Raw genomic sequence first — 22,080 nt, forward strand, 5'->3', positions numbered from 1 at the left:
GTCGCCTCACGTGATGAAGTCGTGCGCGGGGTTGGCCCTGGGGTGGTCGCGGAGGTAGTCGAGGTAGCGGGCCAGGGCCCGGTCGCTGCGGGTGAGCAGGCCGGGGCGGAAGCGGATGGAGCCCAGGATGGGCGTGTCGTCGTGGTAGAGGCCGAGCATGGCCTGGTGGGCGTTGTCGAGGAACGCCCGGGTGCCGGCCGCGTCGCCCTCCCCGCGCCGGACGCCGTAGGCGAAGAAGGCGCGGGAGTGGCCGGGGCGCGGGATGGTCAGGCCGGTGAGCCAGTAGCACCAGCGGCCGTTCACGGTGCCGGTCTGCAGGAAGATGTTGGTGCCGTGGATGTCGACGGCGACGTCGAAGCGTTCGCCGCTGCGCATCGTGGCCTTCAGGTGGAAGCCCACGCAGTGCGCGTCGATGTGGACGCTGTCGCCGGGGTCGGCGTCCAGGGTGAAGTCGTGGGACTGCGAGAGGTGCTGCAGGTCCATGGTGTGGGCGTTGACCAGCCAGGGCTCGACCGGCATTTCCTCCAGGGAGGAGTTGCGCTCCTCCAGTTCGTCGTCGGGGTACGGCAGCCGGGGGAAGTCGAAGAGGGGCTTGTCGCCGTTGAAGGCCCACACGATGCCGTGCCGCTCGACGGACGGGAAGCGGAAGAGCCGCGCGCCGCGCGGCACCGGATCCCCGATGCCGGTGGCCGCGCAGAGTCCCGACCCCTCGTACTCCCAGCGGTGGAACCGGCAGCGCAGCCGCTCCCCCACCACGTCGCCGACCGACAGGTCCGCGCCGACGTGGGCGCAGTAGGCGCTCAGCACCCGGGCCGGGCCGCCCGCAGCTCCCCGGTAGACGGCCACGCGGCCGCCGAGGAAGTCCACTCCCACAACGGATCCGGGGCCCACGTCGGCCGACAGGCACAGGGGGAACCAGCTCTGGCTGAAGACCCCGTTCTCGCCCTCGCGCAGCATGCCGGGAATTGTTTCCGCGGCCTTTTGCGAGCGTCAACAGCTCGGCCCCCACGGCACGTTGGATTGGCAATCTGGGAGAAGGCGGTCCCCGGCCGCCCGCCTAGCCTTCTTGCCATGGCCTCAACCGAGCAGGCGAACAAGGAAGCGAACAAGGAAGTCGTCCGGCAATTGATCGATGCCTGGAACGGCGGCGACCTCGCGGCCATGACCCGCTTCTGGGCGCCGGAGATGGTCCACCACGGCCGCGACGGCGAGCGGCTGCCGGCCGTCGACGTGGCCGCCGAGATGAGCCGGTTCATGCAGGCGTTCCCGGACCTCAGGCTCGTCGTGCACAGTCTGGTCGCGGAGGGCGACCTGGTCGCGACGCGGCTGACGGTCGAGGGCACCCACAAGGGCGAGTACCTGGGGCTCGCGCCCACCGGGCGCAGGGTGCGCTGCCCGCTGCTGGGGCAGCTGCGCCTGGCCGACGGCAGGGTCGTCGAGCACTGGGGCGTGGCCGACGGCCTCTACCTGCTCGAACAGCTCGGGCTGCTGCCGCCGGAACTGCTGCGGGCGACGGCCTGAGGCCATGACGGGCGGGAGCCGCAAGGCCGCGTACGAGGAGACGGTCCGCGCATTCCGCGGCGCCGTGCTGTTCACCCGGGACTTCGCGGTGATCCGGGAGGTCCTCACCCCCGACTTCGTCGACCATTTCGCCCCGCCGTGGGACCCTCCGGGCCGGGACGGGGTGGCGCACCGCTTCGGCCAGGCGGCCGGGGCGCTGACCACGCGCCGGGTGGAGGTGCTCACGTCGGTGTGCGAGGGGGATCTGCTGGCGCAGGCGATCCTGCTGCACTTCGAGCACACCGGGGAGTTCATGGGGCTGCCGCCGACGGGGCGCACGTTCGCCATCGGCGGCTCGAACACCTTCCGCTTCCGCGCCGGCCGGATCGCCGAGCACTGGGGTGTGTTCGACGTCGCCAAGATTCCCGACCTGCTGGCCGCGGAGCCCGGCGGCACGCCGGGCGGCTGGGCGTCGATGTGGGACCAGGGGCCCGGGGACCGGGGGTGAGACGTCTGCGGGCGCTGGTCGTCGGGGCCGGCCCGGCGGGCCTGGCGGTGGCGGCGCTGCTGCGCCGCGCCGGGCTGGAGGTCCGTCTCGTCGAGCGCGACGGCGGCGCCCGCTCCCCCGGATCGGGACTCACGTTGTGGCCCAACGCGTTCACCGCGCTGGAGGCGATCGGCGCCGCCGCTGCCGTACGGGCGGCGAGCGCGCCCGCCGACGGTCTGGCGATGCGCACCCCGCGCGGGGCGACCCTGCAGTACGTCTCCGGGGCGGTGCTGCGGTCGCGGTGCGGGGGGACGGGCCGGGCACTGCTGCGCGCCGACCTGCTGCGCGCGCTGTGGGCGCTGCAGCCGCCGGGCGCGGTGCGCTTCGGCGCCCGCTGCGTGGGGGTGCGGCAGGACCGTGCCGGGGTGGCGGCGGTGCTCGACGGGGGCGGCGAGGAGGAGGGGGACGTCCTGATCGGCGCGGACGGCATCCGCTCGCGGGTGCGCGGCTCGCTGTTCGGCGGGGACGACCTGCGCCCGTGCGGGTACGCGGTGGCGCGCGGTGTGGCGCAGTGGTCCGATCCGGGGCATCCGGCGCTGCTGACGCTGGGGGCGGGGCGGCAGTTCGGGCTGTTCCCGCTGCCGGACGGGCGGATGTACTGGTTCGCGGCGTTCGCCTCCTCGGACGGGCCGCCGCCCACCGCAGCGCGGTGCCTGCCCGTGCTGGCACGGGACTTCGGCCGCTGGCACGCGCCCGTGCCGCACGTGCTGGCCGCCACCGACCCCTCGGACGTCACCGTGACCGCCATCGTCGACCGTCGGCCGCTGCGCCGCTGGGGCGTGGGGGCGGTGACGCTGGCCGGGGACGCGGCCCATCCGAGCGCCCCGGCGCTGGGGCAGGGCACCTGCCAGGCGTTCGAGGACGCGGTGGTGCTGGCGCGCTGCCTGGCGTCCGCCGGGGGCACGGCGGGCGTTCCCGCGGCGCTGCGCGCGTACGCGCTGGCGCGCCGGCGGCGGGCGCACGGGGTGACCGTGCAGTCGCACTGGATGGGCCGGCTCGGCCAGTGGCGCAACCCGGCGCTGGTCGCCGTGCGCGACGGGCTGATCCGGGCGATGCCGACCGCGGCACAGGTGGGTGCGTTGCGCACCGCCTTCGCCTTCGACGCCTGAGCTTCCTTCAAGGGGGATCCCCATGGACCGTCCTCCCGCGCACCGGGTCGTCGCGCGCGGCTGCGCGCTGCTGGTGGCGGTGGTCGCGGAGGCGGCGCTGACGCTGCCGGCCTGCGCGGTCGTGCGCCTGACCGGGGGCCGGGCGCGGGCCCGGCGCCTGGTGTACCGCAGGCTGACGCGCCGGGTGCAGGCGCTGGGGCCGACGTTCGTGAAGTTCGCACAGATCGCGGGGTCCCGGCGGGACGTGCTGCCGGGGGCACTGTGCGACGAGCTGGCGCGGCTGCACGACCGTGTGCGCCCGATCGCGCCGCGGGACGCCGAGCGGGCGTGGCGCGCGGCGTACGGCCGGGCGGTGCCGCCGTTCCTGGCCTCGCTCGATCCGGTGCCGGTGGCGGGCGGCAGCATCGCGTGCATGTACCGCGGGGTGCTGCCGGACGGGCGGGCGGTGGCGCTGAAGCTCAAGCGGCCGGGCATCGACGGCGTGATGCGGGCGGACCTGGCCCTGATCCGGGCCCTGGTGCGAGGGGCCGAGCGGCTGCGGCTGCCGCTCTTGCGCGGGATGCCGATGGCGGATCTGGTGGGGTACGTCAGCGAGGCGATCCTCGGTCAGCTGGACTTCGGCCGGGAGCAGGAGAACATCGCGACCCTGCGGGCGAACCTGGCGGCGATGCCGGACGTGGAGGTGCCCGCGCTGCACCCGGGGCTGTGCCGGCCGACGTGCCTGGTCTTCGACTTCGTGCCCGGGCTGGATGCGGACACGCCACGGACGCTGCCGGACGGCGAGCGGGCGCGCCTGGCGTCGGCGGTGCTGGCGGCCGCGCACCGGATGCTGTTCGTGGACGGCTTCGTGCACTGCGATCCGCATCCGGGGAACGTGTACCTGCTGCCGCAGGGGCGGGCGGTGATCCTGGACGCGGGCTACAGCGTCCGGCTGCCGGACCGGGTGCGCAAGCTGATCGGCACCTTCTTCGCGGCGCTGGCCGCGGGCGACGGGCGCACCTGCGGCGAGGTGATGTTGGCGAGCACGGCCGGCGCGGGGACGGAGCTGTCCGGGCGGGCCGCGCAGGCGTTCGTCGCGGACGTGGCGGCGCTGGTGGGCCGCTGCGCGGGGCCGGGGAAGGCCTTCGACATGGCGTACTTCGGCAACGGCGTCTTCGAGGTGCAAAGCGCCCACCGGGTCTACGCCGCCTCGGACTTCGCCTTCCCCATCATGGCCCTGATGATCCTGGAGAGCACGGTGCGCGGGCTGTGGCCGGGGGCGGACTTCCAGCAGGTGGGCGTCGTGACGGGCGCGTGAGCAGGCGGCTGCCGCCGCCCCGGGGGAAGGCGGCGGCAGCGTCCGGTGGTGGTGCTCAGCCGGCGGGCTGGACCAGGTTGAACCCGTTGCCGTCCGGGTCGGTGAAGCTCGCGATGGTGGCACCGAACGGCATCTGCTGGGGCTCGGCCGTGAAGCGCACGCCCTTGCGGGTGAGTTCCTCGTGCGTGGCCTTGATGTCCTCGGTGATCAGCTGGATGTCGGTGAACGCGCCGATGCGGCCTTCCTGGTAGACGGGGAAGTCCTTGGTGCACAGCACGATGCGGGTCTGGCCGCCGGCAGGGGCGACCTCCACCCAGCGCACCGGGCCCATGCTGTGGTCCGCGCGCAGCTCGAAGCCGAGGGTGTTGACGTAGAAGTCGATGGCCTTGTCCTGGTCGTTGACGAAGACGTCGACCGTACCGATGTGCGAGATCACGGGGGTTCTCTCCTCTGGTGGTCGTTCCTAGTGGGTGGTGGCGGCCTCGCCGGCGCGGGCCGCGGGGGCGGCTTCGAGCCGGGGGGCCAGCAGGGAGATCAGCGCGCCGGCGACGACGACGGCCAGGCCGGCGAGCATGGCCACGTGGAAGCCGTCCATGAAGGCGGCGTGGCCGGCGCGGGCGGCGGCCTCGGCGAGGGGGCGCGCGGTGCCGTCGGGGACGGGGACGACGCCCTGGGCGACGACCTCGGTGGCCCCGCGCAGCTTCGCCGCGAGGGGCTCGCCCACGCCGGCGTCGGCGAGGTGGCCGGCGAGCACGCCGGAGACCTTGGCCGAGATGACGGAGCCGAGGGCGGCGGTGCCGAGGACGCCGCCGAGCATCAGGGCGGTCTGCTGCAGGCCGGAGGCGACGCCGGCGAGGTGGCCGGGCGCGCTGCCGACGATCATCTCGATGGCGGTGGGCGCGACCATGCCCATGCCGACGCCGAGCGGCAGCAGGAAGGGCCACAGGGCGTGGTACGAGGAGTCCTCGGTCACCCGGGACAGTCCGAGCAGGGCCACGGCGATCAGGGTCAGGCCCGCGGCGAGCGGCACCCGGGGGCCGAAGCGCTGGTTCAGGGCCGCGCCGGTGGGTGCGCCGACGCCGAAGAGCACGGTGAAGGGCAGCAGTCCGAGGCCGGCCCGCATGGGGCTGAAGCCGTGCACCTGCTGCAGGTACAGCGCGAGGTAGAAGGAGGCGCCGAAGGTGGCGAAGCCGCCGATGAGCAGGGCGGCCGTGCCGGTGGAGACGGCGCGCAGCCGGAACAGCGACAGCGGCAGCAGCGCCTGGGCCGCCTTGTGCTCGCGCAGGACGAACGCGGCGGCGAGCAGGAGCGCCGCGGCGAACGACAGCAGCGGGTAGGGGTGGGTCCAGCCGTGGCCGGGCACGTGGATGATGCCCCAGACGAAGGCGAACAGGGCCCCGGTCAGCAGGGCAACGCCGGGGGTGTCGAAGGAGCGGCCGGCGCCCTCGGGGCGTACGCCGCTGATCGCCCAGGCGCCGAGGGCCAGGGCCGCGGCGCACACCACGACGTTGACGAAGAAGACCCAGCGCCAGCCGAGCAGGTCGACGGTGACGCCGCCGATGAAGGGGCCGGCGGCCATGGCGAGGGCGCCGACACCGCTCCATACGCCGATGGCGACCTTGAGCTTGTCCTTCGGGAAGGCCGTCTTGAGAACGGCGAGCCCGCTGGGGGCGAGCAGGGCGCCGCTGATGCCCTGCAGCACGCGCCAGAAGACCAGCAGGCCGATGCTGTCCGAGAGCCCTGCGAGGACGGAGCTGGTGGCGAAGCCGGCCATGCCGACGAGGAAGGTCTTCTTGTGCCCGTAGCGGTCGCCGAGTTTGCCGGCGGTGATCAGGGCGCTGGCGACGGCGAGCATGTAGCCGTTGGTGACCCACTGCAGGCTGGTGAGCTCGGTGTCGAGGTCGACGGCGATGACGGGGTTGGCCACCGCGACGACCGTGCCGTCGAGGGCCTCCATCATGGTGCCCAGGGCGACGGCGACGAGCACCACCCAGGGGGTGCCCCGGCCGGTCGGGGCGGTGGGGGCGGGGTGCGGATCGTGAGCCATGGCGGAGCGTGCCCCTCTCCTCGGTTCTCCTCGGGCTTCCTCGGGTGCCGCCGCGCGGTCAGCCGCGGGCGTCGGTGAGGCTGAACCAGTTGCCGGAGTCGTCGCGGAAGACGGCCTCGGTGCCGTGCGGTCGCTTGACGGGTTCCTGCACGAACGTCACGCCCGCGGCGGCGAGCCGCCGGTGGAGCGCGCGGACGTCGTCGACGTGCAGGACGCCCACCCCGATGACGCCCTTGGCGACGAGGTCGCGCAGCTGGGCCGCGGTCTCCTCGTCGTACTCGGGCGGGCCGACCTTGCGCAGCACCAGCACGACGTCGGGCTGGTCCTTGGGGCCGACGGTGAGCCAGCGCAGGTCGCCCAGGGTCATGTCGTCGCGGACCTCGAAGCCGAGCTTGCCGGTGTAGAAGGCCTTCGCGGACTCCTGGTCCAGGACGGGGACGGTGACGTGCGACAGGCGCGTGCTCATGGTGTTCCTTCCGGGGGTGAGCTGTGATCAGACGCTATCGACGGGCTCCCCGCGGTGACATCTCCTGGATTGCGGACCTCGCTCGGGCCCGGTGCGGACCGGCGGCCGCACATGAACAGGTAGCAGCCGGGGATCGGCGGGGGGCCGCCGCGGCGCACCATTTGTTCGCGGTAGCGGGTCGGGGCGACGCCCATGAGCTCGGAGAAGCGGGAGCTGAAGGAGCCGACGCTGGAGTAGCCGACGAGGTGGCAGATCTCGGCGACGGTCAGGTTGGTGGCGCGCAGCAGGTCGCGGGCGCGTTCGATGCGGCGCTGGGTGAGGTAGCGGCCGGGCGTCTCGCCGAAGGCGGCCTGGAAGGAGCGCAGGAAGTGGAAGCGCGAGCAGCCGGCCTCGGCGGCCAGGGTGGCCAGGTCCAGCGGTTCGGCGTACGAGCGGTCGATGAGGTCCTTGGCGCGTAACAGGTACGGCAGCAGCGCCGAGGACAGTGGTTCCCTCTCCGGCATGGGCCCAGTATCGGGCGGGTGCCGGCGGCGGGGGCGCGGCCGGTCAGGCACGGGCGGGCGCCGCCTCGGGGACGACCTCGTCCAGGGCCCTGCCGCGGGTCTCCGGCCCGAACACGGCGAAGGCGACGGCGGCCAGGGCCAGCGGTACGGCGCCGAGCAGCGCGGTGACGCCGAGCGGGGGCACGGTGACGGCGGCGACGGACAGGGCGAGGATGAGCACGCCGCCGGCCTTGCTGGTGCCCGCGGACCAGCTGGAGCCCAGCGCGCGCAGCGGGGTGGGGTAGGCCTCGGAGCTGTAGGCGGCCATGACGGCCGCGGTGGCGCTGATGCCCCACAGCGGGACGAGCAGCAACAGCCGCAGCCCCAGGCCGTGTCCGGCGACGGTGGGGCCGAGGGCGGCCAGCGCCACCAGGGCGCCGGCGGTCAGCGCGGACAGGGCGATGACGGTGCGCCTGCTGCTCCACAGCCCGTACAGCAGGGCGGTCAGCACGTTCAGGGGCAGGCTGATCAGGGCGCTGTCGCGCAGGACGCGGTCGGAGGAGACCTCGGTGATGCCGAGCCGGCCGAGGTTGGTGGGCAGCCACATCTGGAAGCCGTACGCCATCAGGCCGGCGCCCAGGGCGAGGACGGTCAGGGCCAGCGTCGGGCCGCGGAAGGCGGCGGCGAACAGCCGGCGGTAGCCGCGGGCGGCGCCGCTCGCGGCCGCCGCCGGGGCGGGTACCGCATCCTGGGGGCCCGTCCCCACCGTGGCGCCGTAGCGGGCCAGGACCTGCCGGGCCTGCTCGGTGCGCCCGGTGGCCAGCAGGTAGCGGGGGGACTCGGGGATCCAGCGGTTGAGGACGATGAGCAGCACACCGGTGGGCAGCCCGACCAGCCACAGGATGCGCCAGCTGTAGGTGGGGGTCAGGGTGGCGGCGAGCCAGCTGGTCAGGACGTAGGCGACGGTGACGTTGCCGCCGATGAGGACCATGAGCCAGCCGCGGTGGCGCTGCGGGACGGTCTCGGCGAGGAGGGTGAAGGCGATGGGGATCAGGCCGCCGGCGGCCGTGCCCATCACGAAGCACATGGCGACGTTCCAGGCGAAGCCCGGCATGGCGCCGCACACGGAGGTGGTCGCGAACAGCACGCCGGCCAGCAGGATGGATCCGCGCCGGCCGATGCGGTCGCCGAGGGGGCCCCACAGGAACGAGCCGGTCATGGTGCCGGTGATGCCGGCCAGCGGCAGCCAGGCGACGGGGACGTCGCCGCCGGGGTGCAGCGGCGAGGCCAGGCCGTACTCGGCGGCGACGCCCGGGGCGACGAAGGACAGCGTCATCGGCTTCATCACGTCGATGGTCACCGCCAGGGACAGCACGGCGAGCAGCGCGGCGTGGGCGGGGCGCAGCGGGGCGTCGTCCAGGGCCCGGACGCGGACGGAGACGACGCGGCGGCGCAGGGCACCGGCCTGCCGGGGCAGCAGTCCGGCGGTGACGGCGGCGAGGCCGGCCAGGATCAGACCCATGCCGGTGAGCATGGCGGCGTCCATGGGCATGCCGGCCATGCGGTAGCCCATGTGCCGGGCATGCAGGTACATGGGCAGGTGGAGCAGGGCGCCGGTGGTGCAGGCGGCGGCGCCGGCCCAGAAGAGCACGGGCCGCGGGAAGCCGCCGCCCGTGCCGTACGACCGGTGTCCTCGCGCGTCGGCCATGCGTTCTGCCTACCAGCGGGCCAGGACGGCGACAAGGGGGGGCGCCCCAAAGGGGCGCGGGGCAGTGCCGATTTGCGGCTGCCGCCGCGTGGGCGCGATCGGCCACCGGCGGCCCGCAGCTGACCACGCCGCCTGCGGGGGTCCGGGCAATCTGCGGGCGCGTCGTGGCTTGTCGCGCAGTTCCCCGCACCCCTACGGGGCGCCCTCGTTGAGGGCGAGGACGTTGCCGTCGGGGTCGGCGAAGGTGGCCTGGCGTCCCCAGGGGGTGGCCTTGGGGCCGTCGACCTCGACGCCGCGCTCGCGCAGCCGGGCGCAGTCGGCGTCGATGTCGGTGGTGCGCAGCAGCAGGCCGCGCAGGCTGCCGGGGGGCATGCCCGGGAACCAGTCGACCAGCACCAGGGAGGTGTCGGCGCCCTTGGGCGCGACCTGCAGCCAGCGGCCGTGCACGCCCGGCTGGTCGGCCAGCACCTCCAGGCCGACGGTGGAGGTGTAGAAGTCCTTGGCCCGGTCCTGGTCGGCGACGGGGACGGAGAGGAGCTGCACGTGGGTGATCGTCATGGGGCGGGAGGTTAGGAGCCGGGGGCGGTCTCCTCGCGCAGCCACGCCAGATAGTCAGCACTGCCGGTGACGACCTCGGTGGCGACGACCTCCGGGACGTCGTAGGTGTGTTCGGCCTTGATGTGTGCTTCCAGTTCCCGGTAGCGGGCGGCGGGGGTCTTGTAGAGCACGCGCCACTCGGTGGCGGTCTCGATCGCGCCCTGCCAGCGGTAGACGCTGGTGAGGGGGCCGTCGATCTGGGCGCAGGCGGCCAGGCGGGCCGCGACGGCTCCGGCGGCCAGGGCCCGGGCCCGCTCGGCGCTGTCGGTGGTGGTGGCGACGAGGAGGAAGGACTCTTCGGACATGGCGCCGACCGTACCGGCCGCCGGGCGCTGTCAGTGGTGCCGCGTAGGCTCGCGGGCATGGGTTACGCAGAGCTGCGCGAGTTGCAGAACGCGCTGAGCACCGCCTCGGACATCGCCTTCTCCCTGGGCGCCGAGCCGGCTCCCCATGAGACGGAGCCGCTCATGGAGGCGCTGCGCCGGGCCGTGGCCGCGGCCGGGTCCCTGGGGGGCGGCGCGGAGCTCACGGGCTGCCCGGAGCACCCCCGCGGCCCGGTGGACCCGCTGTACGGGGACAAGGAGGATCCGCTGCCGCCGGGCTGGGGCAAGTGCCTGCTGTGCAACGACCGGCGCCGGCGGGCCGGCGGCCGGCGCCGCGGCGGCCGGCTCTGACCCGCCCGGCGCCGGCGCGGGGGCTTTCAGTGGGCGAGGGCGGCCCAGAACTCCTCGAAGGACAGCACGCCGTCGCCGTTGGCGTCGCGCTTGTTGATCAGCGCCTGGGCGACGGTCTCGGTGACGTTGAAGTCGCCGAGCTCGGCCATGACGTGCTTGTACTCGGCGGCGGTGATGAAGCCGTCGCCGTCCACGTCGAAGCGGTCGAACGCCTTGCGCGCCTCGGCCTTGCGGGTCTCTTCGGTGATGTCGGCCATGTGGAGCCTCCCCTTGGATGTGCGAGTGACCGGCACAGAGTACTCACGCCGCCTGCTCAGCCGCGCACCAGGCGCAGGTAGCGGTCCCAGTCCCAGTGCGGCCCGGGGTCGGTGTGGGTGGCGCCGGGCACCTCGCTGTGGCCGATGATGTGCTCGCGGGTCGCGGGGATGCCGTAGCGGGCGCAGACGGCGGCGGTGAGCCGGGCGGAGGCCCGGTAGAGGGCGTCGGTGAAGTACTCGGGGCTGTCGATCCAGCCCTCGTGCTCGATGCCGATGCTGCGGGTGTTGTAGTCCCAGTTGCCGGCGTGCCAGGCGATGTCCTTCTCGCGCACGAACTGCCCGATGTAGCCGTCGGCGGAGGCGACCATGTAGTGCGCGGAGACCTTGGCGCGGGGGTCGCGGAAGATCCGCATGGCGTCGCCGAAGGTCTCCTCGGTGACGTGGACGACGACGAAGTCGATCGGGTGGGCCGAGGGCCGCGAGGAGAGGGTGTAGTTGGCGCTGCTGGCCGGGATCCAGTGGGTCGGGGGGTAGCCGGTCGCCTCGGTGAGGGGGCCCGGGGTCTGGTCCATGGCGATGCCCTTTCGCTGGCTCCTGCATAAACATAAGACCTACCGGTCGTTAATTCATGGAATGCAAGGTCCGTGGTGCACCTCACCTTGGAATGCAGAGGTCTCACTTTGGTCCCGGCGTATTCCTCATGACATAGTCGACGCCAGCGACCCCCATTGACCCGGGCCAGGTCGTGATCGTCGCCGCGCGGGCACACCCCTATTCCCGTGCGGCACACCGAAGGGGCCCCGTCCCGCTGCGCCGGCGGACGGGGCCCCTTCGCATGCGTACGCTCTCGGCTGCGTCCGCTCAGCGGTCGGCCACCCGCATCTCGAACCACGTCGTCTTGCCGCGCGCCAGCAGGTCCACGCCCCACCGGTCGGAGAGGGTGTCGACGAGGAAGAGCCCGCGCCCGCTGGTGTCCATCTCGCGCACCGGCAGCAGGCAGGGCAGGCCCCGGGAGGGGTCGCGCACCTCGATGCGCAGCCAGCCGCGCCGGCGCAGCATCCGCAGGCCGAAGAAGCGGGCCCCGGTGTGCCGCACGGCGTTGCCGACGAGCTCGGAGACCAGCAGCACGGCATGCTCGGCGGTCCGCTCGGACAGGCCCCAGTGACGCTGGACGACCAGCTGGGCCAGCCGTCGGGCGCCGGCGGCCGACTGCGGGCGCGAGGGCAGCCGGATCTCGCCCAGCGCAGGGTTGCCGTAGAGCTCGAACATCTTGAGCACCGGTTCGTCCGCGACGATCGGCATCGAGCCCGCGGGGTCGGCCGTGCCGACGCCCCGACGCGGCTGTTCCGTTCCCTCCAGGCCCGCCATGCCCCCATCATGGCCGTCCACGCCGCCCGCGGGAGGGGAACACCGGGATTCGATTCCACGGAGGTGACCCTTCCGGGGCCCCTCGGTGACATATGCCAGTGGCCCTGGACCACCCGGCACATCCGGGCTGACCTGCATGCGAAGGCGCCCCGGAAAAGATCCACAGGGCGCCCGGTCACAGTCGTTCAGAGGGTGGTGCGCCGTGGACGGAATTCCCCCACAAGAGGCAACTTCCCGGGGAACATCCGGTCCGGGCACACCCCCCAACAGTCAGCAGTTCAGCCGAAGTCAGACGAATTTCGCCTTCCCCGGACCGTCCTCGACAAAGCTGCGCATTCCGATCTCCCGGTCCTCGGTGGCGAACAGCCCGGCGAACCAGTTGCGCTCGATGGCCAGTCCGGTGTCGATGTCGGTCTCGAGCCCGGAGTCCACCGCCTCCTTGGCGGCGCGCAGCGCGATGGCCGGACCGGCGGCGAGCCGGGCCGCCCAGGCGTGGGCCGCCTCGTGGACCTCCGCCGCGGGCACCACGCGGTCGACGAGGCCGATGGCCAGCGCCTCGTCCGCCTTGACCTGACGGCCGGTGAAGATGAGGTCCTTGGCCTTGGACGGGCCCACCAGCCGCGCCAGTCGCTGGGTGCCGCCCGCCCCGGGGATCAGGCCGAGCAGGATCTCCGGCTGGCCGAGCTTGGCGTCCTCGGCGGCGATCCGGTAGTCGGCGCACAGCGCCAGCTCGCAGCCGCCGCCGAGCGCATAGCCGGTGACGGCGGCCACGACGGGCTTGGGGATGCGGGCGACGGCCGTGAAGGAGTCCTGGAGCCCGCGCGACCGCGCCACCATGCCGGCGTGGTCCATGTGCTGCATCTCCTTGATGTCCGCGCCGGCGGCGAAGACCTTCTCGCCGCCCCACAGCACCACGGCCCGCACGTCCTCGCGGCGCGTGACCTCCTCGGCCAGCTCGCGCAACCGGTCCTGGGTGGCGATGTCCAGCGCGTTCATCGGCGGGCGGTCCAGGCGGATGGTGCCGACGCCCTCGGCTACCTCAAGGTGCACAGTCATGACGCAAGGTTAGCCACGGTTAACGCCGAGCGGCCCGGTGCGTTCGGTCACAGCACCGGGCCGCTCGGCGGCGAAGACGATTCGACGGATCGCGTCAGGCGGCGTCCTTGACCCAGTCCGCCCAGGGCATGTTCCAGCCGTTGAGGCCGTTGTCGGGGTCGATCGTCTTGTCCTTGGAGTTCTTGACGACCACGACGTCACCGATGAGGGAGTTGTTGAAGAACCACGCGGCGGGCGTGGAGGGGTCGCCGCCGCCGCGCTCGTCGTACAGACCGACGCAGCCGTGGCTGACGTTCTCCGAGCCGAACGTGGACTCGCCCGACCAGTAGTTGCCGTGCAGGAAGGTGCCGGAGTTCGACAGGCGCATCGCGTGCGGCACGTCCGGGATGTCGTACTCGCCGCCGAAGCCGACCGTGCGGCCGTCCATGCGCGTCACTTCGTACTTCTCGCTGATGACCATCTGACCGTTGTAGGTCGAGTGGCCGGGGGCGCCGGCGGATATCGGCACCGTCTTCAGGGGCTTGCCGTCGCGCTCGACCGCCATCTGGTGGGTGGCGGCGTCGACCGTGCTGACCTGGGAGCGGCCGATGGTGAAGTGCACCGTCTTGTTCTGGGTGCCGTAGACGCCCTCACGGCCCTGCACGCCGTTGAGGTTCATCTGCAGCGTGACCTTGGTGCCCGGCTTCCAGTAGTGCTCGGGGCGGAAGTCCAGGCGGTCGTTGCCGAACCAGTGGCCCTTGACCTCCACCGCCGGCTCGGCCGTCACCTTGATGGCGCGCATGACGGCCTTGGGGTCGGTGATGCCGCGGCTGAAAGTGAGCGACACCGGCATGCCGACGCCGACCGTGCTGCCGTCCTCCGGCGTGAAGTAGCCGACGAAGGTGTTCTCCGGGGTGAGGGTCGTGAACGTCGCGTGCTTCGCGGACGTACGTCCCTTCTTGTCCTTGGCAATCGCGTCCACCGTGTACTTGGTGGAGGCGCCCAGGTGGCTGGTCGGCTCCCACGAGGCGCCGCCACTGGCGATCTTGCCGTCGACGACATTGCCCTTGCCGTCGGCGACCTTCACGGACGTCAGGCTGCCCTGCTGCGCCGTCACCTTCAGCGCCCCGCTGGTCGCCACGTCGGTGGCGCCGTCCTTCGGAGCGATGGTCACCACCGCCTGGGACGGGCCGTCGGCGGCCTTGTCGTCCCCGCCCTTGTCGTCCCCGCTGCAGCCGCTGACCAGCGTCAGCACGGCTCCCAGCAGCAGGGCGGGCAGCGCACCCCGGCGCACCCGGCGCCCCGATATGGGCTGCACCTTCATGTACGGATCGTCTCCCCTCGCACGGCCCGCAACTGCGCGGCGCCGGAGCGCGGCACACGCGCTTCATCGATAGATAACCACACGCCACCGACCGCGCTGACCGTGCGATTGTCACCGTTCGGTCCCAATGGGACAGGGTGCTGCGAACCGTGCGTCCGCGGTGAAGGCAGTGACCGAAGTGAAGCGTTAGTTTCCGGCCAGGTCAAACTCGCGTTCGCCCCTGTCCCACCGGGCCTGTCCCGGCGTCAGTCCCCGGCGTCCCGGGGGCCGAGCGCGGAACCGGCCCGCCACTGCTCCCAGGTCAGATTCCAGCCACCGAGGCCGTTGTCCGGCGCGACCACCCGCTCCGGCGAACCGACGACCTCCACCACGTCTCCGACCAGCGAGGATGCATAGAACCAGCCCGCCGGGGTGTCCGCGCCGCCGCCCTGGACGTCACGCAGTCCGATGCAGCCGTGGCTGGTGTTGCGCGCGCCGAAGACGTCGGGCGGGGCCCAGTAGTTGCCGTGCAGGAAGGTTCCCGAGCCGGTCAGCCGCAGGGCGTGCGGTACGTCCGAGATGTCGTACTCGCCACCGAACCCGACGGTGTCCCCGTTCATCCGCGTCACCGGGAACTTGTCGGTGACGACCATCCGCCCGCTGTACGTGTCGGTGCCCGCGGCGCCCGTCGTGACCGGAACCGTGGCCACCGTCCGGCCGTCGCGCACCACCTGCATCGTGTGCGCGGTCGCATCGACCCGGCTCACCTGCGAGCGCCCGACGGTGAACGTGACGGTCTTGCGCTGGATCCCGTACACCCCCCGCGCGGCGCGCACGTCGCGCAGCCGGAGGTCGAGGGTGACCTGCGTGCCGGGCCGCCAGTAGGTGCGCGGGCGGAAGTCCAGCCGCGAGGGGCCGAACCAGTGCCCCACCACCTCCACCGGCGGCCGGGAGGTGACGCGGATGGCGCGCTCGACGGCCGCCCGGTCGGTGACGGGCCGGCTGAAGCCGAAGGAGACGATCATGCCGGTGCCGACCGTAGTGCCCGGCTCGGGCGCGAAGTAGCCGACGAAGCGGTGCTCGGGCACGTAGGTGGTGAAGGTGGTGTGCCGCGCGGTGCGCCGGCCGGTGGCGTCGACGGCCACCGCGTCGACGGTGTAGCGGGCGGCGAGGTCGAGCCGCGGCGCGGCGGGCCGCCAGGCGTGCCCGTCGGCCGACACCGCCCCGGCCACCGGCCGGCTGACGCCGTCGCGCACCTCGGTGACGGTCACCTCCGTCAGCCGGCCGCGCGGCGCCCGCACCTCGAAGGGGTCCGCGGCCAGCACGCCGCGCGCCCGGTCGTGGGGGCTGATGCGCAGGAGCTCGCGCGTCGCCGGGCGGGCGTCGTCCATGAGGGCGGTCTTCGGCGTCACGGTGGCGCACCCGGCGAGCGCGGCCAGCAACGCCGGCAGGGCCAGTCGCCGTGCCGCGCGCGTGAGGGCAAGTGTCACACCGGGCCCAACGACGCGCCCCCCTTGGGGAAACGTCCCTGCACTCGCTTGCTGCGGCCGATCACACGTGTGAGCGCATGGGCGGATCCGGGAAGAACAGGGGGAAGGACCCGATCGCCAGACACCCGGCCCAGGGGCCGGCCGGGTGCCCGGCGCGCTATTCGAGAGCCGCCGGAGGCGACAACGTGTCGAGCGCAGCCGAACGACTGCCGTCCGCCGTCTGGCCGGGCGGCCCCGAGCCGCTGGGCGCCCGCTTCACCACGGGCGCCGACTCCCCGGGCGGCGTGCCGGGCACCAACTTCGCGCTGTGGGCCGGCGGGGCCGAGGCGGTGGAGCTGTGCCTGTTCGACGACGACGGCCACGAGACGCGGCACCTGCTGACCGAACTGACCCACGAGATCTGGCACGGCTTCGTGCCCGGCGTGCTGCCGGGCACCCGCTACGGCTACCGCGTCCACGGCCGCTGGGATCCGTGGACCGGGGCCCGCTGGAACCCCGCCAAGCTGCTGCTGGACCCCTACGCCCGGGCCGTCGACGGCGAGTTCGCCGGCACCACGGCCGGCGGCGGCCGCGGCGGACTGCCGGCCGAGGTGTACGGACACGTGCGCGACTGGCCCCAGCAGCACATCGCCGACACCGTCCGCGACGAGCGCGACTCCGCCCCGCACGTCCCCAAGGGCGTGGTCGTCGGCCCCACCGCGCAGGACCCCGGCGCCTCGCGGCCCGGCACGCCCTGGCCCGACACGGTCATCTACGAACTGCACGTGCGCGGCTTCACCATGCGCCACCCGGGCGTCCCCGAGCCGCTGCGCGGCACGTACGCGGGCCTGGCCCACCCGGCTGCGATCGAGCACCTGACGCGGCTGGGCGTCACGGCCGTCGAGCTGCTTCCGGTGCACCAGTTCGCCAGCGAGGACCACCTGCTGCGCCGCGGCCTGCGCAACTACTGGGGCTACAACTCCATCGGCTACTTCGCCCCGCACGCCGGCTACGCGGCCTGCGGCACCCGGGGCGGGCAGGTGGAGGAGTTCCAGCGGATGGTGCGGGCCCTGCACGAGGCCGGCATCGAGGTCGTCCTCGACGTCGTCTACAACCACACCGCCGAGAGCGGCGAGCGCGGCCCCACCCTCTCGCTGCGCGGCATCGACAATCGCCGCTACTACCGGCTGCAGTCCGACCCCCGCCGCTACGCCGACTACACCGGGTGCGGCAACACCCTGCACGTCGTGCAGCCGGGCGTGCTGCGCCTGATCACCGACTCGCTGCGCTACTGGGTGACGGAGATGGGCGTCGACGGCTTCCGCTTCGACCTGGCCGCGGCCCTGGCCCGGGCCATGCACGACGTCGACATGCTCTCGCCCTTCCTCGCCGTCATCGCCCAGGACCCGGTGCTGCGGCGCGTCAAGCTCATAGCCGAGCCCTGGGACGTGGGCTCCGGCGGCTACCAGGTCGGCGCCTTCCCCCCGCTGTGGGCGGAGTGGAACGACCGCTACCGGGACGCGGTGCGCGACTTCTGGCGCGGCGCCCTGCCGGACGTACGGGATTTGGGCTACCGCCTGTCCGGCTCGTCCGACCTGTACGCCTGGGGCGGGCGGCGGCCGTACGCCTCCGTCAACTTCGTCACCGCGCACGACGGGTTCACCGTGCGCGACCTGGTGAGCTACGAGCGCAAGCGCAACGAGGCCAACGGCGAGGGCAACCGCGACGGCAGCGGCGACAACCGCTCCTGGAACTGCGGCGCCGAGGGCGAGACGAACGACGGGCGCGTCAAGGCGCTGCGCCGCCGGCAGGTGCGCAACCTGCTCACCACGCTGCTGCTGTCCACGGGCGTGCCCATGCTGGTGGCGGGCGACGAGATGGGCCGCACCCAGGGCGGCAACAACAACGCCTACTGCCAGGACAACGAGACCGGCTGGATCGACTGGTCCCTTGCCTCCGACCCCGCCTGGCGGGCCGTCACCGACCTGTGCTCCCGTCTGCTGGCCCTGCGCCGCGCCCATCCGGTGCTGCGCAGCCGCTCCTTCTTCTCGGGCCTGCCGCGGGACGCGGACGGGCTGCGCGACCTGGCCTGGTTCACGCCGGAGGGCGCCGAGATGACGGAGGCCGACTGGTACGCGCCGACCGCCACGCTCGGGATGTACCTCTCCGGCCGGGACATCCCCCAGCGCGGCCCGATGGGCGCACCGGTGGTGGACGACAGCTTTCTCGTCGTCCTGCACGCCGGTGCGCGCTCCCTGCGCTTCACCCTGCCAGGGCCGCCCTGGGCGGATGCGTACGAACTGCTCGTCAACACCGCCCTGGAGGACCAGAGCGGCGCTCCGGGCCTGCTCCGGGAGGCGGGCACCCGCCTGTCGCTGCGTCCCCGCTCGGTGCTGCTGTGGCGGGTGGTACATACGGCGGACGACCGTGCGGAACCGGACGGAAAACAGGAGGCGGAAAACGGGGTGAGCGGACCGGTGGTCGGTCGTACTCTCCCCACTGATGACCGCGACCAGTGAACCGACGGGTGCACCCTCGCGCAGGCACCGGCAGGGCCATCGCTCCACCGTGCGCTCGCTGCTGCGGCTGTGGCCGTACGTGCGCCCGGTGCGCGGCGCCCTGGCCCTCGCCGCGGGCGTCACGGTCCTCGCCTCGTGCCTGGTGCTGGTCATCCCGCTGACGCTGAAGTGGATCCTGGACGGGCCGGTGGCCGCCCGCGACCCCTCCGGCGTGTGGCTCGGCGGGCTGGCGCTGCTGGTGCTGGGCTTCACCGAGGCCGCCCTGTTCGGGGTGCGCCGGGTGGTGGTGGCCCGGCCGCTCGCCCGGGTGGAGGCGGACATGCGGGCCGCGCTCTACGCCCACCTGCAGCGGCTGCCGGTGGCCTTCCACGACCGCTGGCCCTCGGGGCAGTTGCTCTCCCGGGCCACCACCGACCTGATGCTGCTGCGCATCTTCCTCGCCTTTCCGCTGACCTTCCTGCTGGTCAACAGCGTGACCATCGTGGTGGGCTTCGCGATCCTGCTGCAGCAGGACTTCCGCCTGGGATTGGTGCTGCTGGCGCCCGTGGCCCCGCTGGTGGTGCTGTGCTCGCTCTTCGAGCACCGCTACTCGCGCGCCGCCCGCTCGGCACAGGACCTGATCGGCGACCTGACGACGCTGGTGGAGGAGAGCATCCTCGGCATCCGCGTGGTCAAGGGCTTCGGCCGGCACCGCAGCAAGCAGCAGGCGTTCACCGCGCTGGCCGAGCGCCTGCGCGGCACCGAACTGCGCAAGGCGGCGCTGCTGGGCGGCCTGTGGGCCGTCATCGTCGTCCTGCCGGAACTGGCCATCGGGGCGACCCTGCTGCTGGGCGTGGTGCGGGTCGGCGAGGGCGATCTGTCGGCCGGCACCCTGGTGGCGTTCCTGTCGACGGCACTGGCCCTGCGCTGGCCGGTGGAGTCCATCGGCTTCCTGCTGGCCGTCACCAACGACGCGGCCAGCGCCACCGACCGCTACTTCGAGGTGATGGACGCCCCCGCGCAGGCCGACGCGCCCGCGCCGGTGCCCGCGGCCCGCCGGGCGCAGCCGCGCGGGCCGGACGGGCTGCGCCTGGAGGGCGTCGCCTTCCGCTACCCCGACGCGCCGCCGTCCGCCCCGCCCGTGCTGCGCGGGGTGGACCTGCACGTACGGCCCGGCGAGACCATGGCCCTGGTGGGCGGCACCGGCAGCGGCAAGACCACGCTCACCGCGCTCGTCCCCCGGCTCTACGAGCCCACCGCCGGCCGGATCACCCTCGACGGCCGCGACACCGCGGGCATGCCGCGCGAGCAGCTGCGCGCGCTGGTCGCCGTGGCCTTCGAGGACCCCACGCTGTTCTCCGCCACCGCCGCCGAGAACGTCCTGATGGGCGCCCGCGGCGCCACGGAGGACGACCTGCTGCGCGCCCTGGAGGTGGCCCGGGCCGGCTTCGTCCACGAGCTGCCGAAGGGGCGCCGCACCCAGGTCGGGGAGCAGGGGCTGAGCCTGTCCGGCGGCCAGCGCCAGCGCCTCGCCCTGGCCCGGGCCATCGTCGGCCGGCCCCGCTTCCTGGTCCTCGACGACCCGCTCTCCGCGCTCGACGTGCACACCGAGGCGCTGGTGGAGGCAGCCCTGCGGGAGGTGCTGGCCACCACGACCGCGCTCGTCGTCGCCCACCGTCCCTCGACCGTGCTGCTCGCCGACCGGGTCGCCCTGCTGTCACGGGGCCGCATCGCGGCGGTGGGCACCCACCAGGAACTGCTGCACACCAACGCGGAGTACGCCCGGCTGATGTCCGGGCCCGCACCCGGTACCGACGGCCCGGAGGTGCCATGACCGACCCCGCCGAACGGGTCCTGCCGCCCGCCCCCGCGGGCGCCTCCCGCGCCCTGCTGCGCTCGCTCCTTGCGCCCCGGCGCGGCCGGGTCCGCCTCGCGGCGGTGCTGCTGCTCGTCCAGCAGGCGGCGGTGCAGGCCGGCCCGCTGCTGGTGGCGTACGCCATCGACCGCGGCGTGCCCGCGGTGCACCGGGGCGAGCACGGCCCGCTGGTCGCCGTCGCCGCCGGCTACCTGGCCTGCGCGCTGGCGTCGGGGCTGCTGCAACTGGCCTTCGTGCGGCTGGTCGCGCGCATCGGCCAGGACGCGCTGCTGGACCTGCGCGGCCGGCTCTTCCGCCACGGGCAGGCACTGAGCATCGACTTCCACGAGCGCTACACCTCGGGGCGGCTGATCTCGCGCGCCACCACCGACGTCGAGTCGATCCGCGAGCTGCTGGTCGACGGGCTGCAGGAGCTGATCGGCGTCGCCCTGTCGGTGCTGTACGTCTCGGCGATGCTGCTCTACCTGGACGTGCCCACCGGCATCGCGGCCCTGCTGTCCTTCGCCCCGCTGGCCGTGCTCGTGCAGTCCTACCGGCGCCGCTCGATCGTCGTCCACCGGCGCCGCTCCACGGCGATCGCGGCGGTCATCGTGAAGTTCACCGAGACCATGAACGGCATCCGGCCCGTGCAGGCCTTCCGCCGGGAGGCCGTCAACGACGCCCACTTCGAGGAGCTCAACCGCACCCACCAGCGGGCCAACACCGCCACCTCGCTGGCCATGGCCCGCTACGTCGTCTCCTCCCGCCTGGTGGCCAACGCCGCGGTCGCGTCCATCGTCGTGTGGGGCGCCCACCGGGTCGCAGGCGGCACGCTGGCCCTGGGCGTCCTGGCCGCCTCCGTGCTCTACCTGCGGCGGCTGTACGACCCCATCGACCGGCTGGGGATGTTCCTGAACTCCTACCAGTCCGCGGCCGCCTCCCTGGAGAAGATCGCCGGGCTGCTCGCGCAGCGCCCGTCGGTGCCCGAACCGGCCGCTGCGCTGCCGCTGCCGCCCCGCCCGGCCGGCCTGCCCGGGCGCGAGGTCGTCTTCGAGTCCGTGTCCTTCGGCTACCGCACCGGCGGCGAGGTGCTGCCCCGCTTCGACCTCACCCTGCGGGCCGGGCAGACCGTGGCGCTGGTCGGCGAGACGGGGGCCGGCAAGTCCACGCTGGCCAAGCTCCTCGCCCGGTTCTACGACCCCACGAGCGGCCGCGTCCTGCTGGACGGGGTGCCACTGGACCGGCTGGCGGGGGCCGAGCTGCGGCGCGGGGTGGTGATGGTGACGCAGGAGGCGTTCCTGTTCTCGGGCACGGTCGCCGACAACATCGCCCTGGGCCGGCCGGACGCCGACCGGGCCGAGGTGGAGCGGGCGGCCCGGGCGATCGGCGCCCACGACTTCATCAGCGCACTGCCCGAGGGCTACGACACCGACGTCCGCAAGCGCGGCGGCCGCATCTCCGCCGGTCAGCGGCAGCTCGTCTCGTTCGCGCGGGCCCTGCTCGCCGATCCGGGGGTGCTCGTCCTGGACGAGGCGACGTCCTCGCTGGACATCCCCGGGGAGCGTGCGGTGCAGCAGGCCATGCACACCGTGCTGCGCGGGCGCACGGCACTGGTCATCGCGCACCGGCTGTCCACCGTGCAGATCGCCGACCGGGTCCTGGTGATGGCCGGCGGCCGGATCGTCGAGGACGGCAATCCGGCCGAACTGGCTGCGGCGGGCGGGCACTTCGCCGGACTGCACCGTGCCTGGCGGGACAGCCTGGTCTGAGCGCCCGCTATACGAACACCGATCTTTCGCCAACGGACATTTTCCGGCCAAGTTGTTGACGCGCTCCTGACATCGGACATGCGGCGGTGGCACTCTTCA

General features: G+C 73.5%; 22 protein-coding genes. 8 read left to right on the forward strand and 14 right to left on the reverse strand.

Features of this window, described 5'->3' with window-relative positions:
- Positions 1 to 6 precede the first annotated feature (6 nt).
- The gene (locus AB0K17_RS12635) at positions 7 to 957 is read right to left on the reverse strand and encodes a Rieske 2Fe-2S domain-containing protein (protein WP_365982947.1); all 951 of its coding nucleotides are present in this window, start codon (positions 955 to 957) and stop codon (positions 7 to 9) included.
- Positions 958 to 1,071: 114 nt separating this feature from the next.
- Here AB0K17_RS12635 and AB0K17_RS12640 point away from each other — a divergent pair, with 114 nt between their 5' ends.
- The 4 genes from AB0K17_RS12640 to AB0K17_RS12655 are packed head-to-tail and all read left to right on the forward strand — an operon-like array spanning position 1,072 to position 4,453.
- Positions 1,072 to 1,521: an ester cyclase gene (locus tag AB0K17_RS12640; RefSeq protein WP_365966599.1), complete on the forward strand. Its 450-nt coding sequence runs from the start codon at positions 1,072 to 1,074 to the stop codon at positions 1,519 to 1,521.
- A gap of 4 nt (positions 1,522 to 1,525) precedes the next feature.
- The gene (locus AB0K17_RS12645; RefSeq protein ID WP_365966598.1) at positions 1,526 to 2,008 is read left to right on the forward strand and encodes an ester cyclase; all 483 of its coding nucleotides are present in this window, start codon (positions 1,526 to 1,528) and stop codon (positions 2,006 to 2,008) included.
- Complete coding sequence (locus AB0K17_RS12650) at positions 2,005 to 3,156, forward strand: FAD-dependent monooxygenase (protein ID WP_365982948.1); 1,152 nt, start codon at positions 2,005 to 2,007, stop codon at positions 3,154 to 3,156. The genes AB0K17_RS12645 and AB0K17_RS12650 overlap by 4 nt, the downstream gene beginning before the upstream one ends.
- Positions 3,157 to 3,178: 22 nt before the next feature.
- Positions 3,179 to 4,453: an AarF/ABC1/UbiB kinase family protein gene (locus AB0K17_RS12655; RefSeq protein WP_365982949.1), complete on the forward strand. Its 1,275-nt coding sequence runs from the start codon at positions 3,179 to 3,181 to the stop codon at positions 4,451 to 4,453.
- Positions 4,454 to 4,508: 55 nt separating this feature from the next.
- Here the strand turns inward: AB0K17_RS12655 and AB0K17_RS12660 are convergent, their stop codons facing one another.
- From AB0K17_RS12660 to cutA, 7 genes are all read right to left on the reverse strand, one after another.
- The gene (locus AB0K17_RS12660) at positions 4,509 to 4,889 is read right to left on the reverse strand and encodes a VOC family protein (protein WP_365966595.1); all 381 of its coding nucleotides are present in this window, start codon (positions 4,887 to 4,889) and stop codon (positions 4,509 to 4,511) included.
- Positions 4,890 to 4,916: 27 nt separating this feature from the next.
- Entirely contained in the window at positions 4,917 to 6,500 is a 1,584-nt protein-coding gene (locus tag AB0K17_RS12665) for an MFS transporter (RefSeq protein WP_365982950.1), read from the reverse strand.
- A 58-nt stretch (positions 6,501 to 6,558) separates the two neighbouring features.
- Positions 6,559 to 6,966, reverse strand: coding sequence for a VOC family protein (locus AB0K17_RS12670; RefSeq protein WP_365966593.1), 408 nt, complete (start codon positions 6,964 to 6,966; stop codon positions 6,559 to 6,561).
- A complete protein-coding gene (locus AB0K17_RS12675) occupies positions 6,963 to 7,469 on the reverse strand; it encodes an AraC family transcriptional regulator (protein WP_365966591.1) in 507 nt (168 codons plus the stop codon). Before AB0K17_RS12675 ends, AB0K17_RS12670 begins: the two co-directional genes overlap by 4 nt.
- A 43-nt stretch (positions 7,470 to 7,512) precedes the next feature.
- Positions 7,513 to 9,156 carry an MFS transporter gene (locus AB0K17_RS12680; protein ID WP_365982951.1) on the reverse strand — a complete coding sequence of 548 codons (1,644 nt, stop codon included), beginning with the start codon at positions 9,154 to 9,156 and terminating at the stop codon, positions 7,513 to 7,515.
- A gap of 192 nt (positions 9,157 to 9,348) precedes the next feature.
- Positions 9,349 to 9,714, reverse strand: coding sequence for a VOC family protein (locus AB0K17_RS12685; RefSeq protein ID WP_365982952.1), 366 nt, complete (start codon positions 9,712 to 9,714; stop codon positions 9,349 to 9,351).
- Positions 9,715 to 9,725: 11 nt separating this feature from the next.
- A complete protein-coding gene (gene cutA / locus AB0K17_RS12690; protein WP_365966588.1) occupies positions 9,726 to 10,058 on the reverse strand; it encodes a divalent-cation tolerance protein CutA in 333 nt (110 codons plus the stop codon).
- 57 nt (positions 10,059 to 10,115) lie between these two features.
- On the opposite strand from cutA, the gene AB0K17_RS12695 reads away from it, so the two are divergent.
- Positions 10,116 to 10,427: a hypothetical protein gene (locus AB0K17_RS12695; RefSeq protein ID WP_365982953.1), complete on the forward strand. Its 312-nt coding sequence runs from the start codon at positions 10,116 to 10,118 to the stop codon at positions 10,425 to 10,427.
- Positions 10,428 to 10,453: 26 nt separating this feature from the next.
- Here AB0K17_RS12695 and AB0K17_RS12700 read toward each other — a convergent pair whose 3' ends face one another.
- From AB0K17_RS12700 to AB0K17_RS12725, 6 genes are all read right to left on the reverse strand, one after another.
- Positions 10,454 to 10,684 (reverse strand): EF-hand domain-containing protein, encoded by a 231-nt coding sequence (locus tag AB0K17_RS12700; RefSeq protein ID WP_365966586.1) that lies wholly within the window; start codon positions 10,682 to 10,684, stop codon positions 10,454 to 10,456.
- Between the two features lie 56 nt (positions 10,685 to 10,740).
- Positions 10,741 to 11,256, reverse strand: coding sequence for an N-acetylmuramoyl-L-alanine amidase (locus tag AB0K17_RS12705; RefSeq protein ID WP_365982954.1), 516 nt, complete (start codon positions 11,254 to 11,256; stop codon positions 10,741 to 10,743).
- Between the two features lie 289 nt (positions 11,257 to 11,545).
- Positions 11,546 to 12,106, reverse strand: a complete 561-nt coding sequence (locus tag AB0K17_RS12710) for an ATP-binding protein (RefSeq protein ID WP_365982974.1) — start codon at positions 12,104 to 12,106, stop codon at positions 11,546 to 11,548.
- A gap of 234 nt (positions 12,107 to 12,340) precedes the next feature.
- A complete protein-coding gene (locus AB0K17_RS12715) occupies positions 12,341 to 13,108 on the reverse strand; it encodes an enoyl-CoA hydratase/isomerase family protein (RefSeq protein ID WP_365966584.1) in 768 nt (255 codons plus the stop codon).
- Between the two features lie 94 nt (positions 13,109 to 13,202).
- Positions 13,203 to 14,411, reverse strand: a complete 1,209-nt coding sequence (locus AB0K17_RS12720; RefSeq protein WP_365966583.1) for an Ig-like domain-containing protein — start codon at positions 14,409 to 14,411, stop codon at positions 13,203 to 13,205.
- 245 nt (positions 14,412 to 14,656) lie between these two features.
- Entirely contained in the window at positions 14,657 to 15,880 is a 1,224-nt protein-coding gene (locus AB0K17_RS12725) for an Ig-like domain-containing protein (protein WP_365966582.1), read from the reverse strand.
- Positions 15,881 to 16,065: 185 nt separating this feature from the next.
- Between AB0K17_RS12725 and glgX the strand changes: the two genes are divergently transcribed.
- The 3 genes from glgX to AB0K17_RS12740 are packed head-to-tail and all read left to right on the forward strand — an operon-like array spanning position 16,066 to position 21,981.
- Positions 16,066 to 18,378 carry a glycogen debranching protein GlgX gene (gene glgX / locus AB0K17_RS12730; protein WP_365982955.1) on the forward strand — a complete coding sequence of 771 codons (2,313 nt, stop codon included), beginning with the start codon at positions 16,066 to 16,068 and terminating at the stop codon, positions 18,376 to 18,378.
- A complete protein-coding gene (locus AB0K17_RS12735; RefSeq protein WP_365982956.1) occupies positions 18,362 to 20,191 on the forward strand; it encodes an ABC transporter ATP-binding protein in 1,830 nt (609 codons plus the stop codon). Before glgX ends, AB0K17_RS12735 begins: the two co-directional genes overlap by 17 nt.
- The gene (locus AB0K17_RS12740; protein ID WP_365982957.1) at positions 20,188 to 21,981 is read left to right on the forward strand and encodes an ABC transporter ATP-binding protein; all 1,794 of its coding nucleotides are present in this window, start codon (positions 20,188 to 20,190) and stop codon (positions 21,979 to 21,981) included. Before AB0K17_RS12735 ends, AB0K17_RS12740 begins: the two co-directional genes overlap by 4 nt.
- The last annotated feature ends 99 nt before the right edge of the window (positions 21,982 to 22,080 follow it).

Source organism: Streptomyces sp. NPDC049585 (assembly GCF_040675615.1).
Lineage (GTDB): Bacteria > Actinomycetota > Actinomycetes > Streptomycetales > Streptomycetaceae > Streptomyces > Streptomyces luteosporeus.

What these genes read in the sequence shown, in the direction of transcription:
- AB0K17_RS12685 (WP_365982952.1), bottom strand. Translation starts at nt 9,714, where the DNA reads ATGACGATCACCCACGTGCAGCTCCTCTCCGTCCCCGTCGCCGACCAG.
- AB0K17_RS12715 (WP_365966584.1), bottom strand. Translation starts at nt 13,108, where the DNA reads ATGACTGTGCACCTTGAGGTAGCCGAGGGCGTCGGCACCATCCGCCTG.
- AB0K17_RS12670 (WP_365966593.1), bottom strand. Translation starts at nt 6,966, where the DNA reads ATGAGCACGCGCCTGTCGCACGTCACCGTCCCCGTCCTGGACCAGGAG.
- AB0K17_RS12645 (WP_365966598.1), top strand. Translation starts at nt 1,526, where the DNA reads ATGACGGGCGGGAGCCGCAAGGCCGCGTACGAGGAGACGGTCCGCGCA.
- cutA (WP_365966588.1), bottom strand. Translation starts at nt 10,058, where the DNA reads ATGTCCGAAGAGTCCTTCCTCCTCGTCGCCACCACCACCGACAGCGCC.
- AB0K17_RS12640 (WP_365966599.1), top strand. Translation starts at nt 1,072, where the DNA reads ATGGCCTCAACCGAGCAGGCGAACAAGGAAGCGAACAAGGAAGTCGTC.
- AB0K17_RS12705 (WP_365982954.1), bottom strand. Translation starts at nt 11,256, where the DNA reads ATGGACCAGACCCCGGGCCCCCTCACCGAGGCGACCGGCTACCCCCCG.
- AB0K17_RS12735 (WP_365982956.1), top strand. Translation starts at nt 18,362, where the DNA reads ATGACCGCGACCAGTGAACCGACGGGTGCACCCTCGCGCAGGCACCGG.
- AB0K17_RS12635 (WP_365982947.1), bottom strand. Translation starts at nt 957, where the DNA reads ATGCTGCGCGAGGGCGAGAACGGGGTCTTCAGCCAGAGCTGGTTCCCC.
- AB0K17_RS12740 (WP_365982957.1), top strand. Translation starts at nt 20,188, where the DNA reads ATGACCGACCCCGCCGAACGGGTCCTGCCGCCCGCCCCCGCGGGCGCC.
- AB0K17_RS12720 (WP_365966583.1), bottom strand. Translation starts at nt 14,411, where the DNA reads ATGAAGGTGCAGCCCATATCGGGGCGCCGGGTGCGCCGGGGTGCGCTG.
- AB0K17_RS12655 (WP_365982949.1), top strand. Translation starts at nt 3,179, where the DNA reads ATGGACCGTCCTCCCGCGCACCGGGTCGTCGCGCGCGGCTGCGCGCTG.
- AB0K17_RS12665 (WP_365982950.1), bottom strand. Translation starts at nt 6,500, where the DNA reads ATGGCTCACGATCCGCACCCCGCCCCCACCGCCCCGACCGGCCGGGGC.
- AB0K17_RS12695 (WP_365982953.1), top strand. Translation starts at nt 10,116, where the DNA reads ATGGGTTACGCAGAGCTGCGCGAGTTGCAGAACGCGCTGAGCACCGCC.
- AB0K17_RS12675 (WP_365966591.1), bottom strand. Translation starts at nt 7,469, where the DNA reads ATGCCGGAGAGGGAACCACTGTCCTCGGCGCTGCTGCCGTACCTGTTA.
- AB0K17_RS12700 (WP_365966586.1), bottom strand. Translation starts at nt 10,684, where the DNA reads ATGGCCGACATCACCGAAGAGACCCGCAAGGCCGAGGCGCGCAAGGCG.
- AB0K17_RS12680 (WP_365982951.1), bottom strand. Translation starts at nt 9,156, where the DNA reads ATGGCCGACGCGCGAGGACACCGGTCGTACGGCACGGGCGGCGGCTTC.